Source organism: Paenibacillus sp. FSL R7-277, from assembly GCF_000517965.1.
Classification (GTDB): Bacteria; Bacillota; Bacilli; order Paenibacillales; family Paenibacillaceae; genus Paenibacillus_AQ; species Paenibacillus_AQ silagei.
In genome coordinates, this window is record NZ_ASPX01000070.1 from 17,456 (window position 1) to 38,404 (window position 20,949).

Annotated in this window: 18 protein-coding genes; 1 reads left to right on the top strand and 17 read right to left on the bottom strand. The window is 52.8% G+C overall.

Annotated features, from left to right (window positions below; genetic code table 11):
- Positions 1-146 precede the first annotated feature (146 nt).
- Positions 147-1,394: a S1C family serine protease gene (locus C173_RS20835; RefSeq protein ID WP_036728019.1), complete on the bottom strand. Its 1,248-nt coding sequence runs from the start codon at positions 1,392-1,394 to the stop codon at positions 147-149.
- 356 nt (positions 1,395-1,750) lie between these two features.
- Here C173_RS20835 and C173_RS20840 point away from each other — a divergent pair, with 356 nt between their 5' ends.
- The gene (locus C173_RS20840; RefSeq protein ID WP_036728021.1) at positions 1,751-1,957 is read left to right on the top strand and encodes a hypothetical protein; all 207 of its coding nucleotides are present in this window, start codon (positions 1,751-1,753) and stop codon (positions 1,955-1,957) included.
- Here the strand turns inward: C173_RS20840 and C173_RS20845 are convergent.
- The 16 genes from C173_RS20845 to opp4A all read right to left on the bottom strand — a co-directional run bounded on the left by C173_RS20845 (position 1,926) and on the right by opp4A (position 20,755).
- Positions 1,926-2,732, bottom strand: coding sequence for an MBL fold metallo-hydrolase (locus C173_RS20845; protein WP_036699804.1), 807 nt, complete (start codon positions 2,730-2,732; stop codon positions 1,926-1,928). The genes C173_RS20840 and C173_RS20845 overlap by 32 nt on opposite strands.
- A 16-nt stretch (positions 2,733-2,748) precedes the next feature.
- Positions 2,749-3,489, bottom strand: coding sequence for a two-component system regulatory protein YycI (gene yycI, locus C173_RS20850; RefSeq protein WP_036728022.1), 741 nt, complete (start codon positions 3,487-3,489; stop codon positions 2,749-2,751).
- A gap of 48 nt (positions 3,490-3,537) precedes the next feature.
- Positions 3,538-4,830, bottom strand: a complete 1,293-nt coding sequence (locus tag C173_RS20855; RefSeq protein WP_036728024.1) for a YycH family regulatory protein — start codon at positions 4,828-4,830, stop codon at positions 3,538-3,540.
- Entirely contained in the window at positions 4,827-6,659 is a 1,833-nt protein-coding gene (gene walK, locus C173_RS20860; protein WP_036728025.1) for a cell wall metabolism sensor histidine kinase WalK, read from the bottom strand. The genes C173_RS20855 and walK overlap by 4 nt, the downstream gene beginning before the upstream one ends.
- Positions 6,659-7,390, bottom strand: a complete 732-nt coding sequence (gene yycF / locus C173_RS20865; protein WP_036728027.1) for a response regulator YycF — start codon at positions 7,388-7,390, stop codon at positions 6,659-6,661. The genes walK and yycF overlap by 1 nt, the downstream gene beginning before the upstream one ends.
- Positions 7,391-7,561: 171 nt before the next feature.
- Positions 7,562-9,112, bottom strand: coding sequence for a M23 family metallopeptidase (locus C173_RS20870; protein ID WP_051478241.1), 1,551 nt, complete (start codon positions 9,110-9,112; stop codon positions 7,562-7,564).
- Positions 9,113-9,366: 254 nt separating this feature from the next.
- On the bottom strand, positions 9,367-10,050 hold the full coding sequence (locus tag C173_RS20875; protein WP_051478242.1) for a hypothetical protein: 684 nt from the start codon (positions 10,048-10,050) through the stop codon (positions 9,367-9,369).
- Between the two features lie 207 nt (positions 10,051-10,257).
- Positions 10,258-11,544, bottom strand: a complete 1,287-nt coding sequence (locus C173_RS20880) for an adenylosuccinate synthase (protein WP_036728029.1) — start codon at positions 11,542-11,544, stop codon at positions 10,258-10,260.
- 216 nt (positions 11,545-11,760) lie between these two features.
- The gene (dnaB, locus tag C173_RS20885) at positions 11,761-13,122 is read right to left on the bottom strand and encodes a replicative DNA helicase (protein ID WP_036699821.1); all 1,362 of its coding nucleotides are present in this window, start codon (positions 13,120-13,122) and stop codon (positions 11,761-11,763) included.
- Position 13,123: 1 nt separating this feature from the next.
- Positions 13,124-13,570: a 50S ribosomal protein L9 gene (gene rplI, locus C173_RS20890; RefSeq protein ID WP_036728030.1), complete on the bottom strand. Its 447-nt coding sequence runs from the start codon at positions 13,568-13,570 to the stop codon at positions 13,124-13,126.
- The gene (locus C173_RS20895; protein ID WP_036728032.1) at positions 13,567-15,570 is read right to left on the bottom strand and encodes a DHH family phosphoesterase; all 2,004 of its coding nucleotides are present in this window, start codon (positions 15,568-15,570) and stop codon (positions 13,567-13,569) included. Before C173_RS20895 ends, rplI begins: the two co-directional genes overlap by 4 nt.
- 11 nt (positions 15,571-15,581) lie before the next feature.
- The gene (locus C173_RS20900) at positions 15,582-16,499 is read right to left on the bottom strand and encodes a DUF2232 domain-containing protein (protein WP_036728034.1); all 918 of its coding nucleotides are present in this window, start codon (positions 16,497-16,499) and stop codon (positions 15,582-15,584) included.
- Between the two features lie 6 nt (positions 16,500-16,505).
- The gene (locus tag C173_RS20905; protein ID WP_179090524.1) at positions 16,506-16,808 is read right to left on the bottom strand and encodes a MazG-like family protein; all 303 of its coding nucleotides are present in this window, start codon (positions 16,806-16,808) and stop codon (positions 16,506-16,508) included.
- A 158-nt stretch (positions 16,809-16,966) separates the two neighbouring features.
- Positions 16,967-17,392: a CBS domain-containing protein gene (locus C173_RS20910; protein ID WP_036728036.1), complete on the bottom strand. Its 426-nt coding sequence runs from the start codon at positions 17,390-17,392 to the stop codon at positions 16,967-16,969.
- A 193-nt stretch (positions 17,393-17,585) separates the two neighbouring features.
- The gene (locus tag C173_RS20915) at positions 17,586-18,638 is read right to left on the bottom strand and encodes an LCP family protein (RefSeq protein ID WP_036728037.1); all 1,053 of its coding nucleotides are present in this window, start codon (positions 18,636-18,638) and stop codon (positions 17,586-17,588) included.
- Between the two features lie 395 nt (positions 18,639-19,033).
- Positions 19,034-20,755, bottom strand: coding sequence for an oligopeptide ABC transporter substrate-binding protein (opp4A, locus tag C173_RS20920; protein WP_051478243.1), 1,722 nt, complete (start codon positions 20,753-20,755; stop codon positions 19,034-19,036).
- Positions 20,756-20,949: the final 194 nt, after the last annotated feature.

Consider the following 20,949-nt stretch of genomic DNA (forward strand, 5'->3'; position numbering starts at 1 on the left):
TGTAATATTTATACCCATTGCTACCAATTACCCCATTTATTTATTCTTGAAACAGCCCCGCCCTCTTCTTTTTTTCCTGAAAAGGACGGCTTGAACTGTTTCCGTAATCGTGACTGCCTCATTATTATATACGGCCATTTCCAATTTTATTCCTCTGGCTTCTCAAGAAGCTGGACTGTGGTCTGCTTCACTTCACCATTGCGGTAGAAGGTAATCTTCAGCTTATCGCCGATCTTGGTATGATCGTACAGATATTTGCGCAGCGACAGCGTGGAGGTAATCGGCTTATCGTTGAACTTGGTAATCACATCGTTAAGCTGCAGACCCGCTTCCTTCGCCGGTCCCACAGCATCCAGAACCACAACCCCATCGGTCACTAGAGACGGAAGATTGAGCTCCTTACGCTGGTCATCGGCCAGCGGTACATAAGGATTATTCAGATCCACTGAATAGACGCCCAGGTATGAACGGGCTATCCGGCCTTTGGAGGTAAGCTCATTGGCTGTATCCACCACATGATTGGAGGGAATCGCAAAGCCCAGTCCCTCTACCCCCGTATCGGAGATCTTCATCGTATTGATACCAATCACCTTGCCATCCAGATCCACTAGTGCGCCCCCGCTGTTGCCCTCGTTAATGGCCGCATCCGTCTGGATCACTTCCTGCTCCCAATCGTACACGCCATCCTGGTTCAGTGACACCGGAATCGTCCGCTCTGTGTAGCTGACAATGCCGGAAGTCAGTGTATCTCCAAGCCCCAGCGGGTTGCCGATGGCAATGACAGTCTCACCCAGACGCAGCTTGGAGGAATCCCCGATCTCAGCAATCCGGTCGATTCCCTTGCCGTCAATGGAGAGCACAGCAATATCGCTCACCTTGTCGGCACCTACCAGCTCCGCCTTGTGTGTCACGCCGTCTACTGTAACCACTTCCAGCTTGCCGGCACCCTCAATGACATGATTATTCGTGATGATAAATGCCTTATTGTCATCCTTCTTATAGATAACTCCCGAGCCTAGCGCGGATTCATCGAGAATATTAAGTTCCTTATTGTCTTGTTTATGATTAATGATGCTCACTACCGCAGGGCGGATATGTGCAGCAGCCTGAATAATCCGGTCATACGGATCTGCGCTGCTCGCAGCCACCTTATCAATAACCACCGGAGCCTGAGCTCTCTCAGCGGCGAATTGTCCCGTTACCAGACTGAACAGCAGCACAGCCGCTACAGCACTGCAGACAGAGCTGATCAGCGAGATCTGCCAGGTTGCCAGCGACCGCTTCGATTTGCGGACAGCCCACTTGCCGTCAGCATATCCGCCGGTTGATTTAGATTTGCCGCTTTTGCGCCGTGACACCTTGGTTGAATAGAAATCATCATCAAATAATCCCATGTTACACTCTCTCCCCTCTATTGCCACCGCATTCACGACCTGAACGCCAAGCAACCACGCCCGAGCTTAACCGCTATATCTCTTAGACTTCATGAAGTACTAAAAGGTTTCACTTGATTTATTCACCACATTCCAGTGGGTTCTAAGCGCAAGGGATGTCTATTATTCTAATAAGCTACTAAAAAGTTTAACAGCTTGTATCCGGAATATTTTGCAACTTAAAAGACTACAATAGGATTAGAACGCTCTATATGATTGTATCACAGGCAGCCGCGCTGCCCACATGTTTTCTATGTTAAATAAATGTAAATTATTCACAGCTTCAATACTATCCATTTCACAAGGAGGGCCGGACTATGGAGTCTTTTTCAACAAGTAAGGATCTGGTGCAATTCATTGGCAAGCTGGGGGACCTGAAGGATGAGCATTATCAGCTGATTCTTGTCCAGCATGCAATAATTGAGCTGTTAATTGATAAAGGGCTATTCTCCCGCCAGGAGCTGGAGCACAAGATTACCGAGGTTGACCGTCTTATGACTGGCTCACCTTATCCCATGGCGTAGGCCGGTCATAGTAGGTGTCGCAGAGCCTGAACTCACTGTCTTTGTAAAAGCAGCCCCGGTCCTCCATCGCCCCGCGCACGGACATCTTCGCCAGATCCATCATATTATGGTCTCTGCTCAGATGTGCCAGATAGGCGCGCTTGGTCCGCCCGCTCAGAATCTCGCTGAGCGCTGCGCCTGCCGCCTCATTGGACAGATGCCCCAGATCGCCGAGAATCCGCCGCTTCGTATTCCAGGGATAACGCCCCATCCGCAGCATTTCGATATCATGATTCGACTCCAGCACCAGTACATCGGCATCCGATATGGCCGTTCTCACCTTGTCGCTGACATACCCGAGGTCTGTCGCAACACACAGCTTCTCCTTGCCGTCATAGAAATTGTAAGCTACCGGCTCTGCGGCATCATGGGAGATGGCGAAGGATTCCACCCGCATACTGCCGAAATCCCGGTGCTGCCCGGTCTCCATAATGACCCGGTTATGCTCCTCAATCTTGCCAATCCCCTTCTCAATCGCTCCCCAGGTGTTCGAATTCGCATAGATCGGAAGATTATACTTGCGGGCCATCGCGCCCAGCCCCTTAATATGATCCGAATGCTCGTGGGTCACAAGAATTCCGTCCAGCTCCGCTCCCGTCAGTTCGCGCATGGCCAGCAGCTCGTCAATCCGCTTCGCGCTCAGACCCGCATCGATCATAAGTGTGGTCTCGCCGTTACGCACCACTGTCACATTCCCGGTAGAACCGCTGGACAGTACTGTAAATGAAATCCCCATATCTCTCCTGCTCCTTCTACTCTGTTGTCTTCGGACTGATAATGTCCGCACTGATCGCATCCATATAATAAGCGCTGCCGTCCTCCAGCATGAACCGCCACATCGGCGAAGCCACCTGGCTCTCGGAGTTGAACAGCTCGCCATAATAGCCCAGCTCAATCTCCTTCACTGCGGCATCCGCAGGAAAATACTTCTCGATCAGACTGCTAAGCGCCTGCGATGCCGGGAGCACCTTCTGCAAATCCTCGCTCCGGCTTGCCCCGATCTCAATCTTCGGCCAGCGGTAAGCCACAATCTTCTGGTCACTGTTAATCAGCTCCAGCCGCACTCTGAAGAGAGACCACTTGTTATCCACCAGCGGATGCAGGACGAACTTGCCGACCTCACTCTCCTGTGAATCGAACCGGTAATTGGCAATGTCGGGAATCTGGCTCTTCAGCAGATTGCTCAGCTCCGAGAACGAGGAGTACATCAGCTTGCTGTCGATCGGCTCCTTAAGCTTCACAGGCAGTTCATTCTGCTCTTCGGCCGAATAACGGTACGTGATATCAGGCAGCTGCGGAGTAGCAGCCGGAATCGGGCATAGCAGCCGGATGTTCTTCTCCTCCATCACCGCCTGAGTCTCTGCGGACAGGGAAGTGAAGTCAAGTCCCGCACTGACCTGATCGCGCACATCGATCCATAGCTGATAGCACAGCAGCAGATTCAGCACCAGAAAGGCATATATCAATACACTCTTGGCCCTTCCCCAGTCCATAACGTCCCTCCTCGAATCGGTATTCTGTCCGCTTGGCTTAACTCCGCCCTAATTCAATGTAAGCTCACTGCCATCGCTAAGCGTAACCCGCCAGACGGGATGAAGCTGCAGCTTCTCCCCGGCCAGCGCAGGCATATAAGCAGGCGTAAGCTCAATAATCCGCAAGGAGCTGCCGATCTGCGCCAGCCGCTGCTTCAGCAGTTCGCCGCCGGGCAGCTCGACAATGGTCTTCTCAGACTTGTCCTCATTCGTATACATCAGGGAGCGCTCATAGGAAGAGACCGTTCCCTGCTGGAGCTCCAGATGGATTACCCCATACTGAAGCTGCGGGTTGCTCATAATTGGATAGGAGCCGGACGGATAAGCGCCATAATATTGCTGAAAAGAAACCTTGCGGTCCTGCCGGCCCTCCTCCGTAGCAGCCAGCCTGTAGGTTCCGTTCCAGCCACCGTGCCGGTTCACGAAATCCACCGCCTCCAGCGCATCTTTTGCCGGTGTACTGTCGCCATCCGGAAGTGCAGCCGGGTCGCTATAGCTCATCCAGTTCTGTTCCTGGTCTACCTGCAGGCTGCGCTTGCTGTCCGTATAAATCTTGGAGCCATCCTTCTCCGGAATGTATCTGGTGCTGCCCGCATCGAAGAACAGATTGCTCTGCATTTGCTCAATGGTATACATACCCGCAGGCATCACAACTTTAACCAGCGGAACATCCGCCTCAGGAACATAATACTCACCGTTCACGGATGTATACAGAGTCAGATTCTTGCCGAAGTCCACATGCTGCTGCACATCCTGGACCGTAAGGTCCGCCTTGGCCGCCTCGTACACAATATCCCCGCGTGTGCTGAAGAAGATGGCATGGGCTTTGGAGTCATTTTTGATATTATAGATCCAGATCCGGTCAATGCTCTCCCCCTCGAACAGCGAATCCGGTGAGATCTGCATGACCCGCTGCAGCAGCGTTACCGGAATGCCTGCCCCGAACGACAGCTCAATGCCCGAATTCTCGCTGCGGATCTTGTCCCAGTCGAAGTCCTGTACGGACCGCCGCTGGAAGCTCTCGAAGCTGCGGCCCTTCAGGCGGTTCATAATCAGATTATAGAAGGTGGAGCTGGGGTAGAACAGCGTATGCTTGTCCCCGCCCATATGAATAATCATTTTATCGGGGTAGAGCAGGTTCTCCACCTTCTCCTCCGGCCCCATATTATCCGTCTTCACATATAAGGTCTTCGACAACACTGCCGAATCACTGCCGGGCAGCCTGTAGATCAGGTAATAGCTCTCCACGAGACTTCCGAGTATAAGCAGGACCAGCATCCATGACTTGATTCTCTCCTTCACGCCTCACTCCCCCTTTGCTTCATCAAAGGCAGTGTGAACGTGACCAGCGAGCCCTCATTCAGCTCCGATTGCAGGGAGATGGAGCCGCCGTGGGCTTTGACAATTTCCCGGGCAATGGACAGCCCCAGACCTGTTCCGCCCATGTTCCGCGAGCGTGCCTTATCCACCCGGTAGAAGCGTTCAAAGATGCGCTCAATATCCTTCTTTGGAATCCCTATACCGGAGTCGCGGACAGACACGGCCAGCATGCCGTCCTCGCTCTTATGCGCCTCCAGCTGGATCGTCCCGCCCTCCGGCGTATACTTGAGGGCATTGGAGACCAGATTGCCCAGCACCTGATCAATCTGGTCGCGGTCCAGCCAGGCTGTAGCGACATCCTTACGCACCCTGGTGCTGATGTGAATCCGCTTCTGGCGGATCTGGAAGGAGAAGCGGTCCGCCACATCCTCCAGCATCTCGGTGATATCCGTCTGCTGGATGCGCAGGCTGGATTCCTTGGAATCCAGCCGCGACAGATGCAGCAGATCCGTAACCAGCCGGATCATGCGCTCCGTCTCATTGCGGATAACGCCGACGAACCGCACGGCAAGCTGCGGATCTTCAAGTGCGCCGTCATCCAGCGCCTCCGCATAGCTTTTGATCGTCGTAAGCGGCGTCCGCAGCTCATGCGACACATTCGCCACGAACTCCCGGCGGGACTCCTCCAGATTCTCCTGCTCCGTAACATCCTGCAGCACTGCAATCGTCCCGGCGATCCGTCCGCCTTCGCGGCGGTGAATCGGGGTGAAGGTCACACGCACAATATTGGGATCCTCGCCGACCATAGGAGACAGATGGAGCATAGCAGACTGGGGAACGCCCTGGGTCACCGAGACAGACTGCTCAGGCTCCAGACCCAACAGCCCGCCAAGCGAGGCTCCTGCCGGAAGCGGTCCTTCCGCGCCCAGCATCAGGGCAGCGCGCGTATTCATCAGAATCACCGCGCCGCTCTCGTCTGTGGCTACGACACCGTCACTCATATTAGCGAGAATGGACGACAGCTTCTCCTTCTCCTCTTCGTTCTGCAGCAGCGCCTCGCGCAGCCGGTCCGTCATATAGTTGAAGGCCTGGCTCAGCTGGCCAATCTCATCATTGCCGAACACAGGTACCTTCCGGTTGAAGCGCCCTTCGGCCACAGCCGTGGCATGCTTGGTCATCTCCTTAATCGGATGTGTGATCGTATGGGCCAGAATGACACCCAGTACGGCCGTCAACGCCAGCGCCAGCAGCAGCCCCGAGAGGAACACACTGTTAATCCGGCTCATGGTGGCATATAAGTCTTTCATATCGGCAGCTATATAGATGGCGCCTACCACCTTATCACCGGAAATTACCGGCTTCGCTACTACCTTCTTGCGCACATTATCATCAGCGATGATATATTCCTCATTATCGCTGATCCCCTGCAAGGCGCGGCTGACCACGGTCTGCGTGTTCCGCTGGCCGACATAGTCATTCTGAGAAGGGATCGAGGTGGTAATAATCTTGCCGCTCGCATCCAGCACCTGAATTTCTGCACCATTGATATACAGATTATTCACCATGCCGCGCAGGCTCTCCACCGCCGACTCCTCATCGGCTGTTCCTGTCTCACTGCCGAATTTGTCAGCGGTGAGGATCGAGAGCATCTCGGCCCGGGCCTTCAGATCCTTGGTGAAGTTATCCGTCAGCGAGTTCTTCATCGAGCTGACAAAGTATACGCCGATCAGCTGCATCGCAATCAGAATCAGCAGCACGTAGATTACGATAAGCCTGGCCTGAATCGTCCGGAAAAAGGACAGTGCCTTCATTACAACCCTCCGTTTTTGGGGCTATGCATCAAATAACCGAGTCCGCGCCGGGTATGAATATACTCCGGCTTGCTGGGATTCTCCTCAATTTTTTCTCTGAGCCGGCGGATGGTCACATCCACCGTCCGCACATCGCCGAAATATTCGAAGCCCCACACAGCCTGCAGCAGATGCTCCCGGGTCATTACCTTGCCCGCATGGCGGATCATATAATAGAGCAGCTCATATTCACGATGTGTCAGATCCAGCGGCTCACTATCCTTGTAGACCATATACATATCCGTATCAATGAATAATCCGAAATGATAGACACCCTGCTTGCTCTCCACTGTCTCACTCGGCGCTTCCGACGGGGACGGCTTATGCTGGCGCCGCATTTGGGCCTTAACCCTGGCCAGCAGCTCACGTGTACTGAACGGCTTGGTCACATAATCATCCGCACCAAGCTCCAGACCCAGCACTTTATCAATCTCCCCATCCTTGGCGGTAAGCATAATGATAGGAATATCCAGATGGGCAGAGCGAACCTCACGGCAGACATCCATTCCGTCCTTGCCTGGCAGCATGAGATCCAGCAGCATCAGATCGGGGCGTTTGGACAGAGCCAGCTCCACCGCACTGTTGCCGTCGAAGGCGCAGATGACCTCGTAGCCCTCTTTTTCCAGATTGAATTTCAATATATCAGCAATAGGTTGTTCATCATCCACTACAAGAATCGTTCCCATTTGCATATGCTCAGCTTCACCTTTCTAACGATACTCGAAACCCTGATTCCTTTATTTTAACATACCTGCCTTAGCGTCACATCTATATAAGATGCCAGTTCAAAGAGAAATAAAAACCGCCCGAAATGATCCGGACGGCAGAGAAGAATTATAGAATGGTGGTCTAGCTCTTATCCATTACTTCAGGTATTTCATTGGATTGATGGCCGTCCCGTTCTTGCGGATCTCGAAATGCAGATGCGTCCCCGTCGAGCGCCCGGTGCTGCCCATAATTCCGATGGGGCTGCCCTGTCCCAGCTTCTGTCCGGTAGAGACCGAAATACTGCTTAAATGCCCATAGTACGTAACGTATCCGTTGTTATGGTTAACGATCACCACATTGCCGTACCCGTTCTGCACACCAGCGAAGCTGACCGTCCCAGCATCCGCAGCCTTGATCGTGCGGTTGCCCGATACCAGATCGACTCCCTTGTGTGTGCGTCCCCAACGCTCGCCGTAGCTGCTGGAGATCATCGCTCCGCTAACCGGCCAGGCGAACATTCCTGTTCCTTCACCTACAACCTTGGTGCCGGAATAGACCACTTCAGGCAGAGAAGCCTTCACTACGCTCTGGCCCAGCCACTCCTCCTGAACCACCTGTCCGTTCTCTTTGGTCAGCCTGTACTTCATCGTTTTGAGCCCGGTTTGTCCGGGGCGGACTACCTTCCGCTTGCCTGCCGGCAGCTGGTCACTCTTGCGGATAATAACCTCAGGCTCCGTGACCACCTCTTCAGTTACCTGTTCTACGGTCACGACCGTTAGGTCAGGCTGTGGCACTGTTAGCTGCAATTCATCCCCAATCTGCAGACTAAGCTCCTTCACCTCGGGATTATTGCGGAAAATCTCCGCCTGAGTGATATTGAACCGGGAAGCAATAGCGGAGACTGTGTCGCCTTCTTGAACCGCATAGCGCAGCGGCGCCTCCCTGCCTTCGGTCAGCACCTTCACTGCCTCTTCTACACTAAGCACCTTATTGGGATCTGCCTTCACCGGAACAATATTAACTTCCTCCCGGATCTTGACTGACTCCACCTGATCATTGGCGGCTGAACCAGCCGCTCCCGCCTTGGCCGCTGTCTTCTTCAGCTTCGCACCCGGAGCTGCCGCCTTCTGCGGAGCGTAATGCGACTTAACGGCCTGAAGCACCGCCGCCGCCGTCTCCTGATCCTTCACAATCCCGAGTGGTTCCCCGTCCACAGCCAGTTGTACGCCTACGGCATAAGCCTTGAGCATACCATCCAGCTTGTCCAGTGTAGCCTCGCTGTTAATCTCCGGCTTGTAAGCCCGCTGGGCCTCGGTCGTAATACCGCCGGTCTGTAGCACCATCACAGAGTCAGGATACTTGAGCTGATATTCCCGTCTCTTCTCCTCGAACAGCTTGTTCAAATCCGCCTGCTGGTTCAGCGCTCCAATCTCCTCACCGTTCACCAGCACTTTGTAATAGGTTACTGTATTCGCTGCTACCTGCTTCTTCTGTGCCCCCACCAGGAAGGTGGTCAGCAGAACCAGACCGGCAGAAGCCAGTATCCATGAACGCCGGCGGCGGGATTTCATCTCCGGCTGAAAGACACGGGGTTCACCCGAAGTTATTGCATCCTTACCTTGTTCACCTGCAGCACCAGATCCTGCGGATGCTTCTGCACGGTTCCGCAGGTTCCCCATCTGGCGTATAAACTTAAATCCTTTCATGAAACTCTCCCTTTCGGCTGTAAAAACAAGAATGTATATGCTTCGTGCATCCGATTTGCATGAGTACGAATATGACTGTATGACGCATACGATAAAGGTTACAAAATATTAACCCTTATTAGTCCTTTTTTACTGTACCATAGCCTGAAGAAAAATTTCAACTTTGCTCCCATAGCAAAACCCGCCAATTTCGCGGGTTTATTCCCAAAATATGCGTTTTAAACGGCGAATTCGTGTCCAAAAAATGACAATTTTTAATTCTGATTCGTCCCTCCGCTATCTGGTGTAAGCATTTTCATCAGCGCCTTATATTCATCCTCATCTACGTACTTCGCAATGATACCCTGCAGTTCCGTTACTTCGCTCTCTGTCAAGCCGCCTTCCAGGGCAGCGGAGATCTTGATCATCTCCTCCTGGGGAAGCTTATTCATCAGAATATTGAAGATATTGGATTTCGCATTAGCGGGCAGGTTCTCCTTTAGATCATTCATAGCCTCCGGCGTCATCACCAGATTCTGGTCCAGCCCCTGCTCACTCTGTTCTTCTCCCGAAGCGGCTTGTCCCATCACAGGCAGTGCATTATCCGGCACCGTCTCGTCTACCGATTTCTCTTGAAGATTCCCGGCTTTTCCGCCACTGTTGTCCTTCTTCTCTACCTCCGTCTTGCTTGAATCAGCCTCCTTAGTGGAGTTTTTAGTCTCGTTTGAGGCCGCTTTGGAATTCTCCTTGGGGGCAGCCCCGCTGCCTCCCATACCGGTCAGACTCTTCACGAAGCCGCCGATTCCCGGCCCCGGCCCGTCCAGCTTGATATCGAAGCTGGCCAGCACCGACTGGATATACGTATTCACCACATAGGCCGTTGTCAGCATGGACAGGCCGCTCGCCAGCACCACAATCAGGCAGATGCTCAGCGCACGCTTCACTATTTTCACCAACATCACTCCCTTACACCCTGCTCTATTCAACCTCAGAAGAATCGGTTCGCTATGATCCCATTCTCACAGTATTGACTAGAACAACGTCCGGGAAACGTCCCGAAGCACATTAAAGCTGATTACCTGCTGAACAATAATCCTGACAAAACAGAAACAGGAGCCTCACCGAGGCCCCTGCTTCTATACGTATCTATTTAGTTCTGCTTCAGTCTAGATATAGATTGGCAGTACTTGATTAGTCTGTTCACGGTTGCGGCCCACAGAGAAGATCGAGATTGGAATCCCCGTCAGCTCCGATACACGTTCCACGTATTTGCGTGTGTTGGCCGGCAGATCCTCCAGCGTCTTCGCCCCAGTGATGTCTTCGCTCCAGCCTGGAAGCTCCTCGTAGACCGCTTCACACTCTGCCAGCATTTTCAGGCTTGCCGGGTAATGTGTGATAATATCTCCACGGTACTTGTAGCCGGTGCAGATCTTCACAGTCTCAAGACCGCTCAGGACATCCAGCGAGTTCAGCGATAGGCCGGTGATTCCGCTAACGCGGCGGGCGTGACGCACAACCACACTGTCGAACCAGCCCACGCGGCGGGCGCGTCCGGTTACGGTTCCGTACTCATGCCCGGTCTCGCGAATATAATCACCGGTCGCATCGTTCAGCTCTGTAGGGAACGGGCCGTCTCCTACGCGGGTAGTGTAAGACTTCGCCACACCGATAACCTGCTTGATCTTGGACGGGCCCACGCCCGAACCGATGCAGACGCCGCCAGCCGAAGGATTCGATGAAGTAACGAACGGATAAGTTCCCTGGTCGATATCGAGCATCACGCCCTGCGCACCTTCGAACAGCACCCGGGAATCCGCATCAATCGCATCATTCAGTACCACCGAAGTATCGGTTACATAGCCGCGCAGCACTTCTGCATACTCCAGATATTTGGTCAGAATCTCTTCCACATTCAGCGGCTCAGCGCCGTATACCTGAGTGATTACCTGATTCTTCTCTTCCATCAATGGACGAAGTCTCAGCTCGAATTCCTCAGCGTCCATCAGATCGGCAATCCGGATGCCGTTGCGGGCAGCCTTATCCATGTAGCACGGGCCGATCCCCTTACGTGTTGTACCGATTTTGTTCGGGCCTTTGCGGTCTTCCTCAAGCGCATCCAGCACCATATGATAAGGCATAATGACATGCGCACGATCGCTGATTACCAGATTCCTCGTATCGAAGCCATTGTCATGAATATAATTAATTTCTTGGATCAGCGCTTCCGGGTTAATGACCATTCCGTTGCCGATAACACAAGTCTTCTCTTTATAAAATACACCAGATGGAATCAAGCTCAGCTTGAACTTCTTTCCGTCAATCAGAATCGTGTGACCGGCATTGTTACCCCCTTGATACCGGGCGACCACATCTGCACTTTCCGCCAGAAAATCCGTGATCTTGCCTTTGCCTTCGTCTCCCCATTGTGTTCCCACGACGACTACCGTTGACATGTACATTCCTCCGTAGGTGCTAGCAAGCACCATTATTTTTCCGCTTATCATAGGGGCTCTGTACGCGCTTCATCTTGTACGCAGCCCTCCGGACACCAGGCGGGCAGGCCGCCAAAGCACAATAATCAGTGTAACAGCGGCACTTTTTAAAGTCAAATAAAAACGAACGATCACAGACTGAAATGTGCGATCGTTCGTGTATTGTGCGAAGTTTGCCTAACCTGCAAACGGTTCTGCATGGGCCCGCTCGTAGTTGACGAACTTGTTGAAGTTCTTGAGGAACACAAGCTCCACCGTCCCTACCGGACCGTTACGCTGCTTGGCAATAATAATTTCGATAATGTTCTTCTTCTCGGTATCCTGATTGTAATAATCATCACGGTACAGGAAGGCTACGATATCGGCATCCTGCTCGATAGAGCCTGATTCACGAAGGTCACTCATCATCGGCCGTTTGTCCTGGCGCTGCTCCACACCGCGGCTGAGCTGGGACAAGGCAATAACCGGAACGTCAAGCTCACGGGCGATCTGCTTTAGGGTACGGGAGATTTCCGATACCTCCTGCTGGCGGTTCTCGCCGGCCTTGCCCCGGCCCTGGATCAGCTGCAGGTAGTCGATGACAATCATTCCGAGTCCCTTTTCCTTCTTGAGCCGGCGGCATTTCGCCCGGATATCGGTAACTGTGATGCCCGGAGTATCGTCGATGTAGATTTCGGACTCGGACAGCGACTGGATGCCCATCGTGAGCTTGGACCAGTCATCATCGCTCTTGAAATCACCGGTACGCATAATATTGGCGTCCAGATTGGCCTCTGCGCAGATCATACGCTGAACCAGCTGGGGCGCCGACATTTCCAGACTGAAGATGGCTACCGTCTCCTTCGCCCGCACCGCCACATTCTGCGCGATATTCAGAGCGAAGGCCGTCTTCCCGACGGAGGGACGGGCCGCCACAATAATTAAGTCATTGCGCTGAAAGCCGTTCGTCATATGGTCCAGGTCAACGAACCCGGTTGGAATCCCCGAGGTTCCGCCTTTATTCTGATGGAGCAGCTCGACCCGGTCAAATACCTGCATGAGCACATCGCGGATGGCAATGAACCCGCTGCCGCTGCGGCGGTTCGAGATCTCCAGGATTCGCCGCTCGGCGTCACTCAGCATAATGCCTACGTCTTCGCCGCCGGTATAGCCTTCGCTGACAATCTGCGTGGCTGTGCGGATCAGCCGCCGCAGCATCGCCTTCTCCTCAATAATCTGGGCGTAATAATCGACGTTGGCCGCAGTCGGCACCGCATGCGCCAGCTTCGCCAGATAGCTGACACCGCCGATATCCTCAAGCTCCCCCTTATCCTGGAGCCGGGATGTCAATGTAATCAGGTCAATCGGCTGGCTCTCTTCTCCGAGCTGCACCATCGCCTCAAATATCATCTGATGCGGTTTGTCGTAGAAGTCTTCGGTATTCACCCGCTCCATCGCGGTAATTAGCGCCTCATCCGACAGTAGAACTGCACCCAGTACGGCCTGTTCTGCCTCCAGATTCTGCGGGGGAACCCGATCGAAAAAGAGATCTCCACCCATCCTACTCCTCCGTTACCTGAACCGTGAGGTTAGCCTTTACTTCAGTATGCAGCTTAACTGTTGCCTGGAACGTGCCTACATGGCGGATCGAATCGCTCAGCTCAATTTTGCGCTTGTCGATGACGATGCCCTGAGTAGCTGCCAGTGTCTCGCCGATCTGCTTGCTGGTGATAGCGCCGAAGAGACGGCCGCCTTCGCCTGCTTTGGCCTTCAGGGTCAGGGTCAACTCATCCAGCTTCTTGCCCAGCTGTACCGCTTCCTCCTTCTCCTGGTCCTTGCGGCGCTGTTCGGCTGCCGCCTGGTTCTCCAGTGTCTTCACATTACCGTCTGTAGCCGGACGAACCAGCCCGCGCGGCAGCAGGAAATTGGCTGCATAGCCCTCCGACACCTCTTTAACCTGCCCCTTCTTGCCTTGACCCTTAACATCCTTCAAGAATATGACCTTCATTCAAATAACCCCTCTTTCGCTTCAATTTCGGCCAGCACTGCGAGCAGTCTGGCTTCCGCTTCTTTGGTTGTTCCTTCAAGCTGTACAGCCGCGTTGGACAGATGTCCGCCGCCGCCCAGCTTCTCCATGACTACCTGCACATTCATCCGACCCAGAGAACGGGCGCTGATGCCGATCAGGCCGTCAGGACGTTCACTGATGACGAAGGACGCCACCACATTCGTCATCCCCAGCAGCGTATCCGCCGTCTGGGCGATCAGCAGCTGCGGGATCTTCATCCCGGGCTGTGTGACCACCAGTGCTATCTGGTCATACACCATACGCGCATGCTTGATGATCTCCGCCTTCGAGATGTACTCCTGCAGATCCTCCTTCAGCATGCGCTGAATGAGAATCGTATCCGCCCCGACCCGGCGCAGGAACCCGGCGGCCTCGAAGGTCCGCGAGCCTGTATGCAGCGCGAAATGCTTCGTATCGACCGTGATCCCGGCCAGCAGCATCGTGGCCTCCAGCGGGCTGAGCTTAATCTTGTCATGAATGTACTGCAGCAGCTCCGTCACCAGCTCACAGGTAGATGACGCATACGGCTCCAGATACACGAGCACAGCGTCATTGATGAACTCCTCACCCCGGCGGTGATGGTCAACCACCACAATCCGGCTGGCTACCTGCACCAGCCTCGGCTCCATAGTCATGGAAGCCTTGTGTGTATCCACAACAATGAGCAGCGTATGCTCCGTCATCATCTGGAGAGCCTGCTCTGGCGTGATGAAGGTCTTGTAGAGCGCCTCATCCTTGCGGATCTCCTCCAACATCCGGGTAATCGAAGGATTCGGCGTCTCCATCACAATGCTGGCTTCCACATTGTACATCTGTGCCGCCTTAAGCAGGCCAATCGCCGCTCCCACCGCGTCAATATCCGGTATCCGGTGCCCCATAATCAGCACCCGGTCGCTCTCCTGCATCAGATCCCGCAGGGCGTGGGCGATCACCCGCGCCCGGACGCGGGTGCGTTTCTCGGCGGCATTGGTCTTGCCGCCGTAGAAGGAGAGCCGCTGGCCCGCCTTCACAGCGGCCTGGTCCCCGCCTCTGCCGAGCGCCATGTCCAGACTCGACTGGGCAAGCGCTCCCAGCTCACTGGCCGATTCCGAGCCGTAGGCAAGGCCTATGCTCAGCGTCATCGGCACCTTGAGGTCTGCCGTCATCTCACGGACCTCATCCAGCACCACGAACCTGCTCTCCTCCAGGGCCTGAAGGCTGCGGTGATTCAGCAGCATCAAGTACCGCTCGGAAGACAACCTGCGCAGATATACCTCGAATTGCTTGCTCCACTCGGTAATCTCACTGGCAACCTTGGCGATTAGCGAAGTACGCTGCTGATCATCCATCCCCTGGGCGGCCTCATCCAGATTATCCATCATGACAATTCCAATCGCCAGCTTCTCTTCCTCATACCGCTCACGCAGCACCACAAGCTCGGTAATATCGAATAAATACAGCAGCCTTTCGCTTGGAATCACTACAACCTCATAATAACGGTCATCCACCGTAAGCTCATGGCGCTGCTCCTTCAATACCCCTTCCTTAACCGGTTCCCGCTTGGACGGCAGATTCTGCAGAGAAGCCATAACCACCGGCATCAGCTCCTGCATATCTTCACCCACAAGCGACTTGCGGGAGAAGATCTGGCCGGCATTCCGGTTATGCCATTCCACCGCCCGGTCCTCACTGTACAGGATAATCCCGAGCGGAAGCATGCTTACAGCCTCCCCCTCCACCCGCTTGATGCGGAAGGACAGGCCGTTGATATAATCTACAAGGTTGCGGCGGAACGACAGCTCGGCCTGCAGCATGGTGAAACACAATGTGCCGGCCAGGAAGAGACTGGCAACACCGAGGACCCAGTTATAGATACTGACTACTATAATCAGGACCAGCAGCAGTAAGAACGCCCACACGGTATGATAGCCGTGCCAGCGTCTTTGCAGAAATTTTGGCATGAGCCCTCACCCTATCGTTTCGATTTCTTCACAAGCTCCCGCAGCGGAAACGCCAGGTCCACCACACCAATAATCCAGAATCCCGGCAGAGCAATAACAGGGATTGCCAGCAGAAGAGCGATGATCTTGCTCCACTTCCGTTCATGCACCAGGAAGAAGAGGAAGCCGATGGTCTGGATCTTGAACGCAATCTGCAGCAGCGGCAGCAGATTGGCCGAGACCATTAGCATGAAGCCGCTGTCGGCACCGCCGAACAGCAGGCTGATGACCACGCCAAGCAGATAATACCAGATGAACGATCTGGCCAGTCTCCATTCCCGCGCCGGCTTCAGCTTAGGCACCGCATATTCCATACTGTTCAGAATAGGGCGGACAATGGAATGGGTAATGACCGCAATCACGAACGCACTGAGGATCAGCGTCATCGGTATCGCTTGGATCGTCAGCCAGCTCATCTGGCCAATCTGATCAGAGGAGAGGGCGATCTCGGACAGCAGCGGATTGCTTGCCCCCATACTTGCCAGCCAGTCTGCATAGGTCTTCAGAACATCATAGACGTAGTCGTACAAATTGAACTTAAGGAACGTCGTACTGATCAGCAGGATCAGCAGGAATTCAGCTAGTATAGCGACCATACCGGCAATCAGTGTAGAAATCGCTGAAGCACGCTTCTTGTACCATCGTCCCATCACAAGGGCCGGGATTAAGAAATAAGCCGCAATCAGGATATACATCGGGGTAATCAGGCCCACAATCAGCAGAACCGGTAACAGATGCAGAATGAACTGCTTGGTGTTAAGGGTCGTAAAGAGCACTATGGCCGGAATAATCATAAAGAATGTTGTAATAATTAGCAGCGGGGTTGACAGGGATAACAGCAGCAACAGATAAGCTACGCTCCAAGCCACAGATGTCCAGCGAAATTTCAACAGTATTCACCTCTTACGCATATGTTCTTCTAATGCAGATATATCCTGGTACCATTCTTCGAGCTGATGGCCCTCCTGCCTGTGCTTTCGCAGCTTCTCCAGCAGTAAATCATCCAGCTCGCGATAAGGAATACCGAGTCTGCGCCCCAAGATGTACGAGCTCATAATCAGGCTGGCCAGACTGTCGCCGACACGCGTGGTACTGCCTTCCCACAGCGCTTTAAATAACCTTGAGACTTGATCAATAACTTCCGTCTTTAACCACTCAATTACCTTGGCGCGTTTGGCCACATCCAGATCCTTCGGCACATTGGGCACTGTCTCTCTACCTCCGGCAAAAAGCATTATTCTCCATTATAGCATAAAAATTTCCGAGCCACACGGACGCCTGCCGCCCCTGAATACCGCCTTCCATCTTTTAAAAAAGGCCCGCATTCCGCTTCGCCGGAAATACAGGCCTTGGTACCTTATAACGATTCGAGCGATTGCCGTGAGACAAATTTCTCGCAGTATTCAATAATCTGGCTCCGGCGTACAATGCCGATGAACCGCTTCATGTCGTCGACCACCGGTACAAAGTTCTGGACCTTGGCCAAATTAATCAGATCTTCCATATCCGCATCAATCGAGACCGCCAGATTGTTCATCCGCAGCGGGACATCCTTAAGCAGAAATTTGGAAGCATTCTCAAAGGTGACCGCGCCGCCCGACTCCTTCATATACCAGAGCAAATCACCTTCAGTAACCGTTCCCGCATATTCTCCGTTGCGGTTCAGGATCGGCACTGCTGTATAGCGGTGAAACTCCATCCGTTCCAGGGTCTGCCGCAGCGTCGAATCCATGGTAACACAAGCGACCTCCTGCTTCGGAAGTAAAAAAAACGCAATGTTCATCTCTTAATCCTCCTCAAAGAATTCCGAAGGAATGCTACTTTACCTTCCTTGCACTAAAGCCCACCGTAGTTATACGTCTGCCCTCAGCAATAAGTTCCATTCCATTATAGCATGAAGACAGTAAACAGCAGCCATTAACCTTGAGGGAATGGCTGCTGTTTTTATAACGGGTCAAGAAAATCGGTTCTGATCCTTATTGTACTGCAGGTGTGGCCGAAGGCTCAAGCGCATTGCCGGCCTTGCCTGGCTCAATCAGCTGGTCAACCGGTGTGCTGGGGTTCATCCAGTTGTCGATCAGCGCCTTGGCTTTATTCAGATCCTCTTCGTTCACTATATCGTAGTAGACCCCGTCCATCCGTTTGCCTTCCCCCATCACCGTGAAGCTGGAGATATCCATGTCCTTGCCGCCCATGAACTTCTTGGCGAGACTGATGATCATCGAGGGCTGAATATCCGTTTTGAAGTTGTCGCCCATGATATCCAGCAGCTCAGGAATATTGCCGATCTGGCTGATCGATAACATTTTATTCGCTACGACATCAATAAAGACCTGTTGACGTTTGGTACGGTTGAAGTCGCTATCCTCACGGTAGCGGGTATAGTTAAGTGCCTCTTCGCCGCTATAATTCGACTTATTGGCCTTAATGGTGAATTTCTCATGGTCTTTGCCTTTGTTGACAATATCCTTCTTGATCGGGAGCGGCACACCGCCAATGGCATCGACAGCATCCTTCAGCCCCTGAAAGTTGATGGTGGCATAATATTGAATATCATGGCCGAGGAGCGCTTCCAGTGTGTCCTTAGACATTTGCTGCCCGCCGAATGCATACGCATGTGTAATTTTATCCTTCTTATTGTCCTTGTATCCGATAATTTCCGTGTAGGTATCCCGGGGAACGGAGATCAGCAGAATTTTATAATCCTCCGGCCGGATCACCGCATACATCATGGTATCTGAGCGTGCGGTTTCATTCTTCCGCTGATCTGTACCAAGAAGCATCAGAGAGAACGGGTCGCTTTTGAGTGCCACGGGTTCAGCCTTAACGGAAGTCGGTGTCTTGCTGGTGTTATTCTCCAGAGGCACATAGGATGCATCCGTCAGCTTCTGCTCCACCTGATCGGATAAAAAGAGGTCGAATGCCAGCACAGCCAGCGGCTTCTGGAACAGAAACCCTCCGGCTGCAATCACCAGTACCAGAATGAGCGCAATGTATCTTTTTTTTATTTTTTTAAGCTTATTCATCATTTTTGATTCCTTCTTTATGGTGGAATGTACATATTATGAACGTAATCTATTTACAATGGCCGCCTGGGCTTCCAAGGCAGTCATGAGTGGGCTGTTCTAGCTGCTGTACGCCGCCCTGCTTCAGATGGTATTATTCCCCCTTTCCGGGATTCGGGTCGTTCTAATTGTAGAATAAACCTGGAAAACGGCTTTGACACATAAACAATATTTCTATTGTAATCACTTCACCACTAAAAAGAAACAACAAATAACGACAACTTTGACACTTAGGCCGCTTATATTCCATAAAGTATATGACGCAGCAAACGGCGTTTTGATTCTTTTTCAGCCAAAAAAAATAAAAAAAGACAGTCTGTTCAGCCACTTAACACAGCAGATCAGACCGTCCTCTTAGCCTATTCAGTATCCTTAATCCACCAGCTCTGCGGATTGATGATATTGCTTAAAGCGTTCATTGTTACCCCTTGCAGGCGCTTATTCACCGCAGTAATATCCGAGCGTTCAGCGAAAAAGATCATTGGAACCTCATCATTGATCAGCTTCTGCCATTCATAGTAGATTTCCTTCCGGAAGTCCTTATCATACGCCTTCAGGCTAACCCCTTCCCGGATCAGGTCCTCACTGCGCTTCGACGTCCACCGGGGGTAATTCCACGAATCGGTAGCGCGCCATAAGCCCGAAGGATCAGGGTCGCTGGCCAGTCCCCACACGCCGTTGAACAGCTCCACTGCCGGATCATCCGACTCCACAGCTTCATAAAAGGTATTCAGCTCCTTGAGGCTTCCTCCGCTGAGCCGCACATCCAGCCCGACATCACGCCAATTCTGGAGAATGGCTGCCGTCCGGGCCTCAGCTGTCTTGCTGCCGCTCATCGCATCATAGTGAATAACGAGCTTCTTGCCGCCGGGATCTTCGCGGAGTCCATCCCCGTCTAGATCCAGATACCCGGCCTCATCCAGCAGCTGCCCAGCCTTTTCCGGAGAATAGGGATAGGTGTCGATCTCCTCATCCGCGATCTTGGCCCAGCTGGAGCTGGGGATAGGTGTCTCGATAAGCGTCCCAAGGCCATAGGAATATTTATCTAGAATCCCTTGCCGGTCAAGTGCATAATACATTGCCTTACGCAGTCGTTTATCCTTGAACTTGGGATTATCCATTACCACCTGACCGTCTGTCTCATCCCAGTGTCCAAACTTGAACCCGATATATTCAAACGACATTCCTGGTGTGACCCTAATCTCTACGTTATCCAATTGCCCTGCGGCCTCATAGGCATCACGCGGCAAAGCCGCCATATCGACAGTTCCTGCTTCAAGCAGAGAGGTAATATCCTTGCTGTCGATCGCCTTATAAGTAATCCCGTCCAGAAGCGCTCCGCCCTTGTAATAATTATCGAACCGTTTCATTTCCACCGTCTGGCCCGGCACAATGCTGGTTACCATGAACGGACCCGTGCCAATTGGCCGCTTGCGCACCTGATCGCTGTCCAGCATATCCTTAACTGCCACTCCCGCGAAGTACCGCTTGTTCATCGGGTAGGCCCACAGATTATCAATCACGTTCACACGTGCTGAATTCATTGTAATGCGCAGCGTATACGGGTCCATCACCTTAAGCCCTGTAATTTCCTTCGCCTGGCCCTGGTGGTACGCTTCTGCGCCCTTGATCATCTCAACGCTATAATATCTGGAACCCGTATACTCCGGGCTGGCGATAGTCTCCAGAGCAAACTTCCAATCCTCCACGGTCAGCTCATCCCCGTTATGCCAGCGGACCCCGGGCTTAATGGTGAATGTGAACACCGTATGATCCTCGGACTCCTGCCAGCTGGCGATATTAGGAGCGGTGGACAAATCATCCTTCACAGTGAACATCGCCTCAGTGGTGAACTCCAGCACATTGGAATCATCTTCTCCTTCGAAGAATGCCGGTTCAAAGATCCCTTGAAAAGCGGACGGGTAGCCGAAGGTCACAGTCCCGCCTGTAATGGGTTCATCGGCTGTTTGGCTAAGGCGCGCCACAACATTCTTGACGGCCGGGCTTGGCCCGCTGCATGCCGACAATGCCACCAAGAGCGCAAGCGGTAGCATCAGTCTGCCGATGAGTCGGTTTGACATATATTTCTTCCCTCCCGGGTTGGATCACACAGTAATGTAAGCGGTTTCTACACTAGATTTTACTGTAATGCCTATTATGCAGATTATGGACAAATAATTATTCCACATTATAGAGGATATACAATATTCACTGTAAAGTGAAGTCTTTAATTTATTTCGGGGCAGCCCAGAACCCTTCCGATGTTGAAAAAAGC

What these genes read in the sequence shown, in the direction of transcription:
- C173_RS20835 (WP_036728019.1), bottom strand. Translation starts at nt 1,394, where the DNA reads ATGGGATTATTTGATGATGATTTCTATTCAACCAAGGTGTCACGGCGC.
- C173_RS20840 (WP_036728021.1), top strand. Translation starts at nt 1,751, where the DNA reads ATGGAGTCTTTTTCAACAAGTAAGGATCTGGTGCAATTCATTGGCAAG.
- C173_RS20845 (WP_036699804.1), bottom strand. Translation starts at nt 2,732, where the DNA reads ATGGGGATTTCATTTACAGTACTGTCCAGCGGTTCTACCGGGAATGTG.
- yycI (WP_036728022.1), bottom strand. Translation starts at nt 3,489, where the DNA reads ATGGACTGGGGAAGGGCCAAGAGTGTATTGATATATGCCTTTCTGGTG.
- walK (WP_036728025.1), bottom strand. Translation starts at nt 6,659, where the DNA reads ATGAAGGCACTGTCCTTTTTCCGGACGATTCAGGCCAGGCTTATCGTA.
- yycF (WP_036728027.1), bottom strand. Translation starts at nt 7,390, where the DNA reads ATGCAAATGGGAACGATTCTTGTAGTGGATGATGAACAACCTATTGCT.
- C173_RS20870 (WP_051478241.1), bottom strand. Translation starts at nt 9,112, where the DNA reads ATGAAAGGATTTAAGTTTATACGCCAGATGGGGAACCTGCGGAACCGT.
- C173_RS20875 (WP_051478242.1), bottom strand. Translation starts at nt 10,050, where the DNA reads ATGTTGGTGAAAATAGTGAAGCGTGCGCTGAGCATCTGCCTGATTGTG.
- C173_RS20880 (WP_036728029.1), bottom strand. Translation starts at nt 11,544, where the DNA reads ATGTCAACGGTAGTCGTCGTGGGAACACAATGGGGAGACGAAGGCAAA.
- dnaB (WP_036699821.1), bottom strand. Translation starts at nt 13,122, where the DNA reads ATGGGTGGAGATCTCTTTTTCGATCGGGTTCCCCCGCAGAATCTGGAG.
- rplI (WP_036728030.1), bottom strand. Translation starts at nt 13,570, where the DNA reads ATGAAGGTCATATTCTTGAAGGATGTTAAGGGTCAAGGCAAGAAGGGG.
- C173_RS20895 (WP_036728032.1), bottom strand. Translation starts at nt 15,570, where the DNA reads ATGCCAAAATTTCTGCAAAGACGCTGGCACGGCTATCATACCGTGTGG.
- C173_RS20910 (WP_036728036.1), bottom strand. Translation starts at nt 17,392, where the DNA reads ATGAACATTGCGTTTTTTTTACTTCCGAAGCAGGAGGTCGCTTGTGTT.
- C173_RS20915 (WP_036728037.1), bottom strand. Translation starts at nt 18,638, where the DNA reads ATGATGAATAAGCTTAAAAAAATAAAAAAAAGATACATTGCGCTCATT.
- opp4A (WP_051478243.1), bottom strand. Translation starts at nt 20,755, where the DNA reads ATGTCAAACCGACTCATCGGCAGACTGATGCTACCGCTTGCGCTCTTG.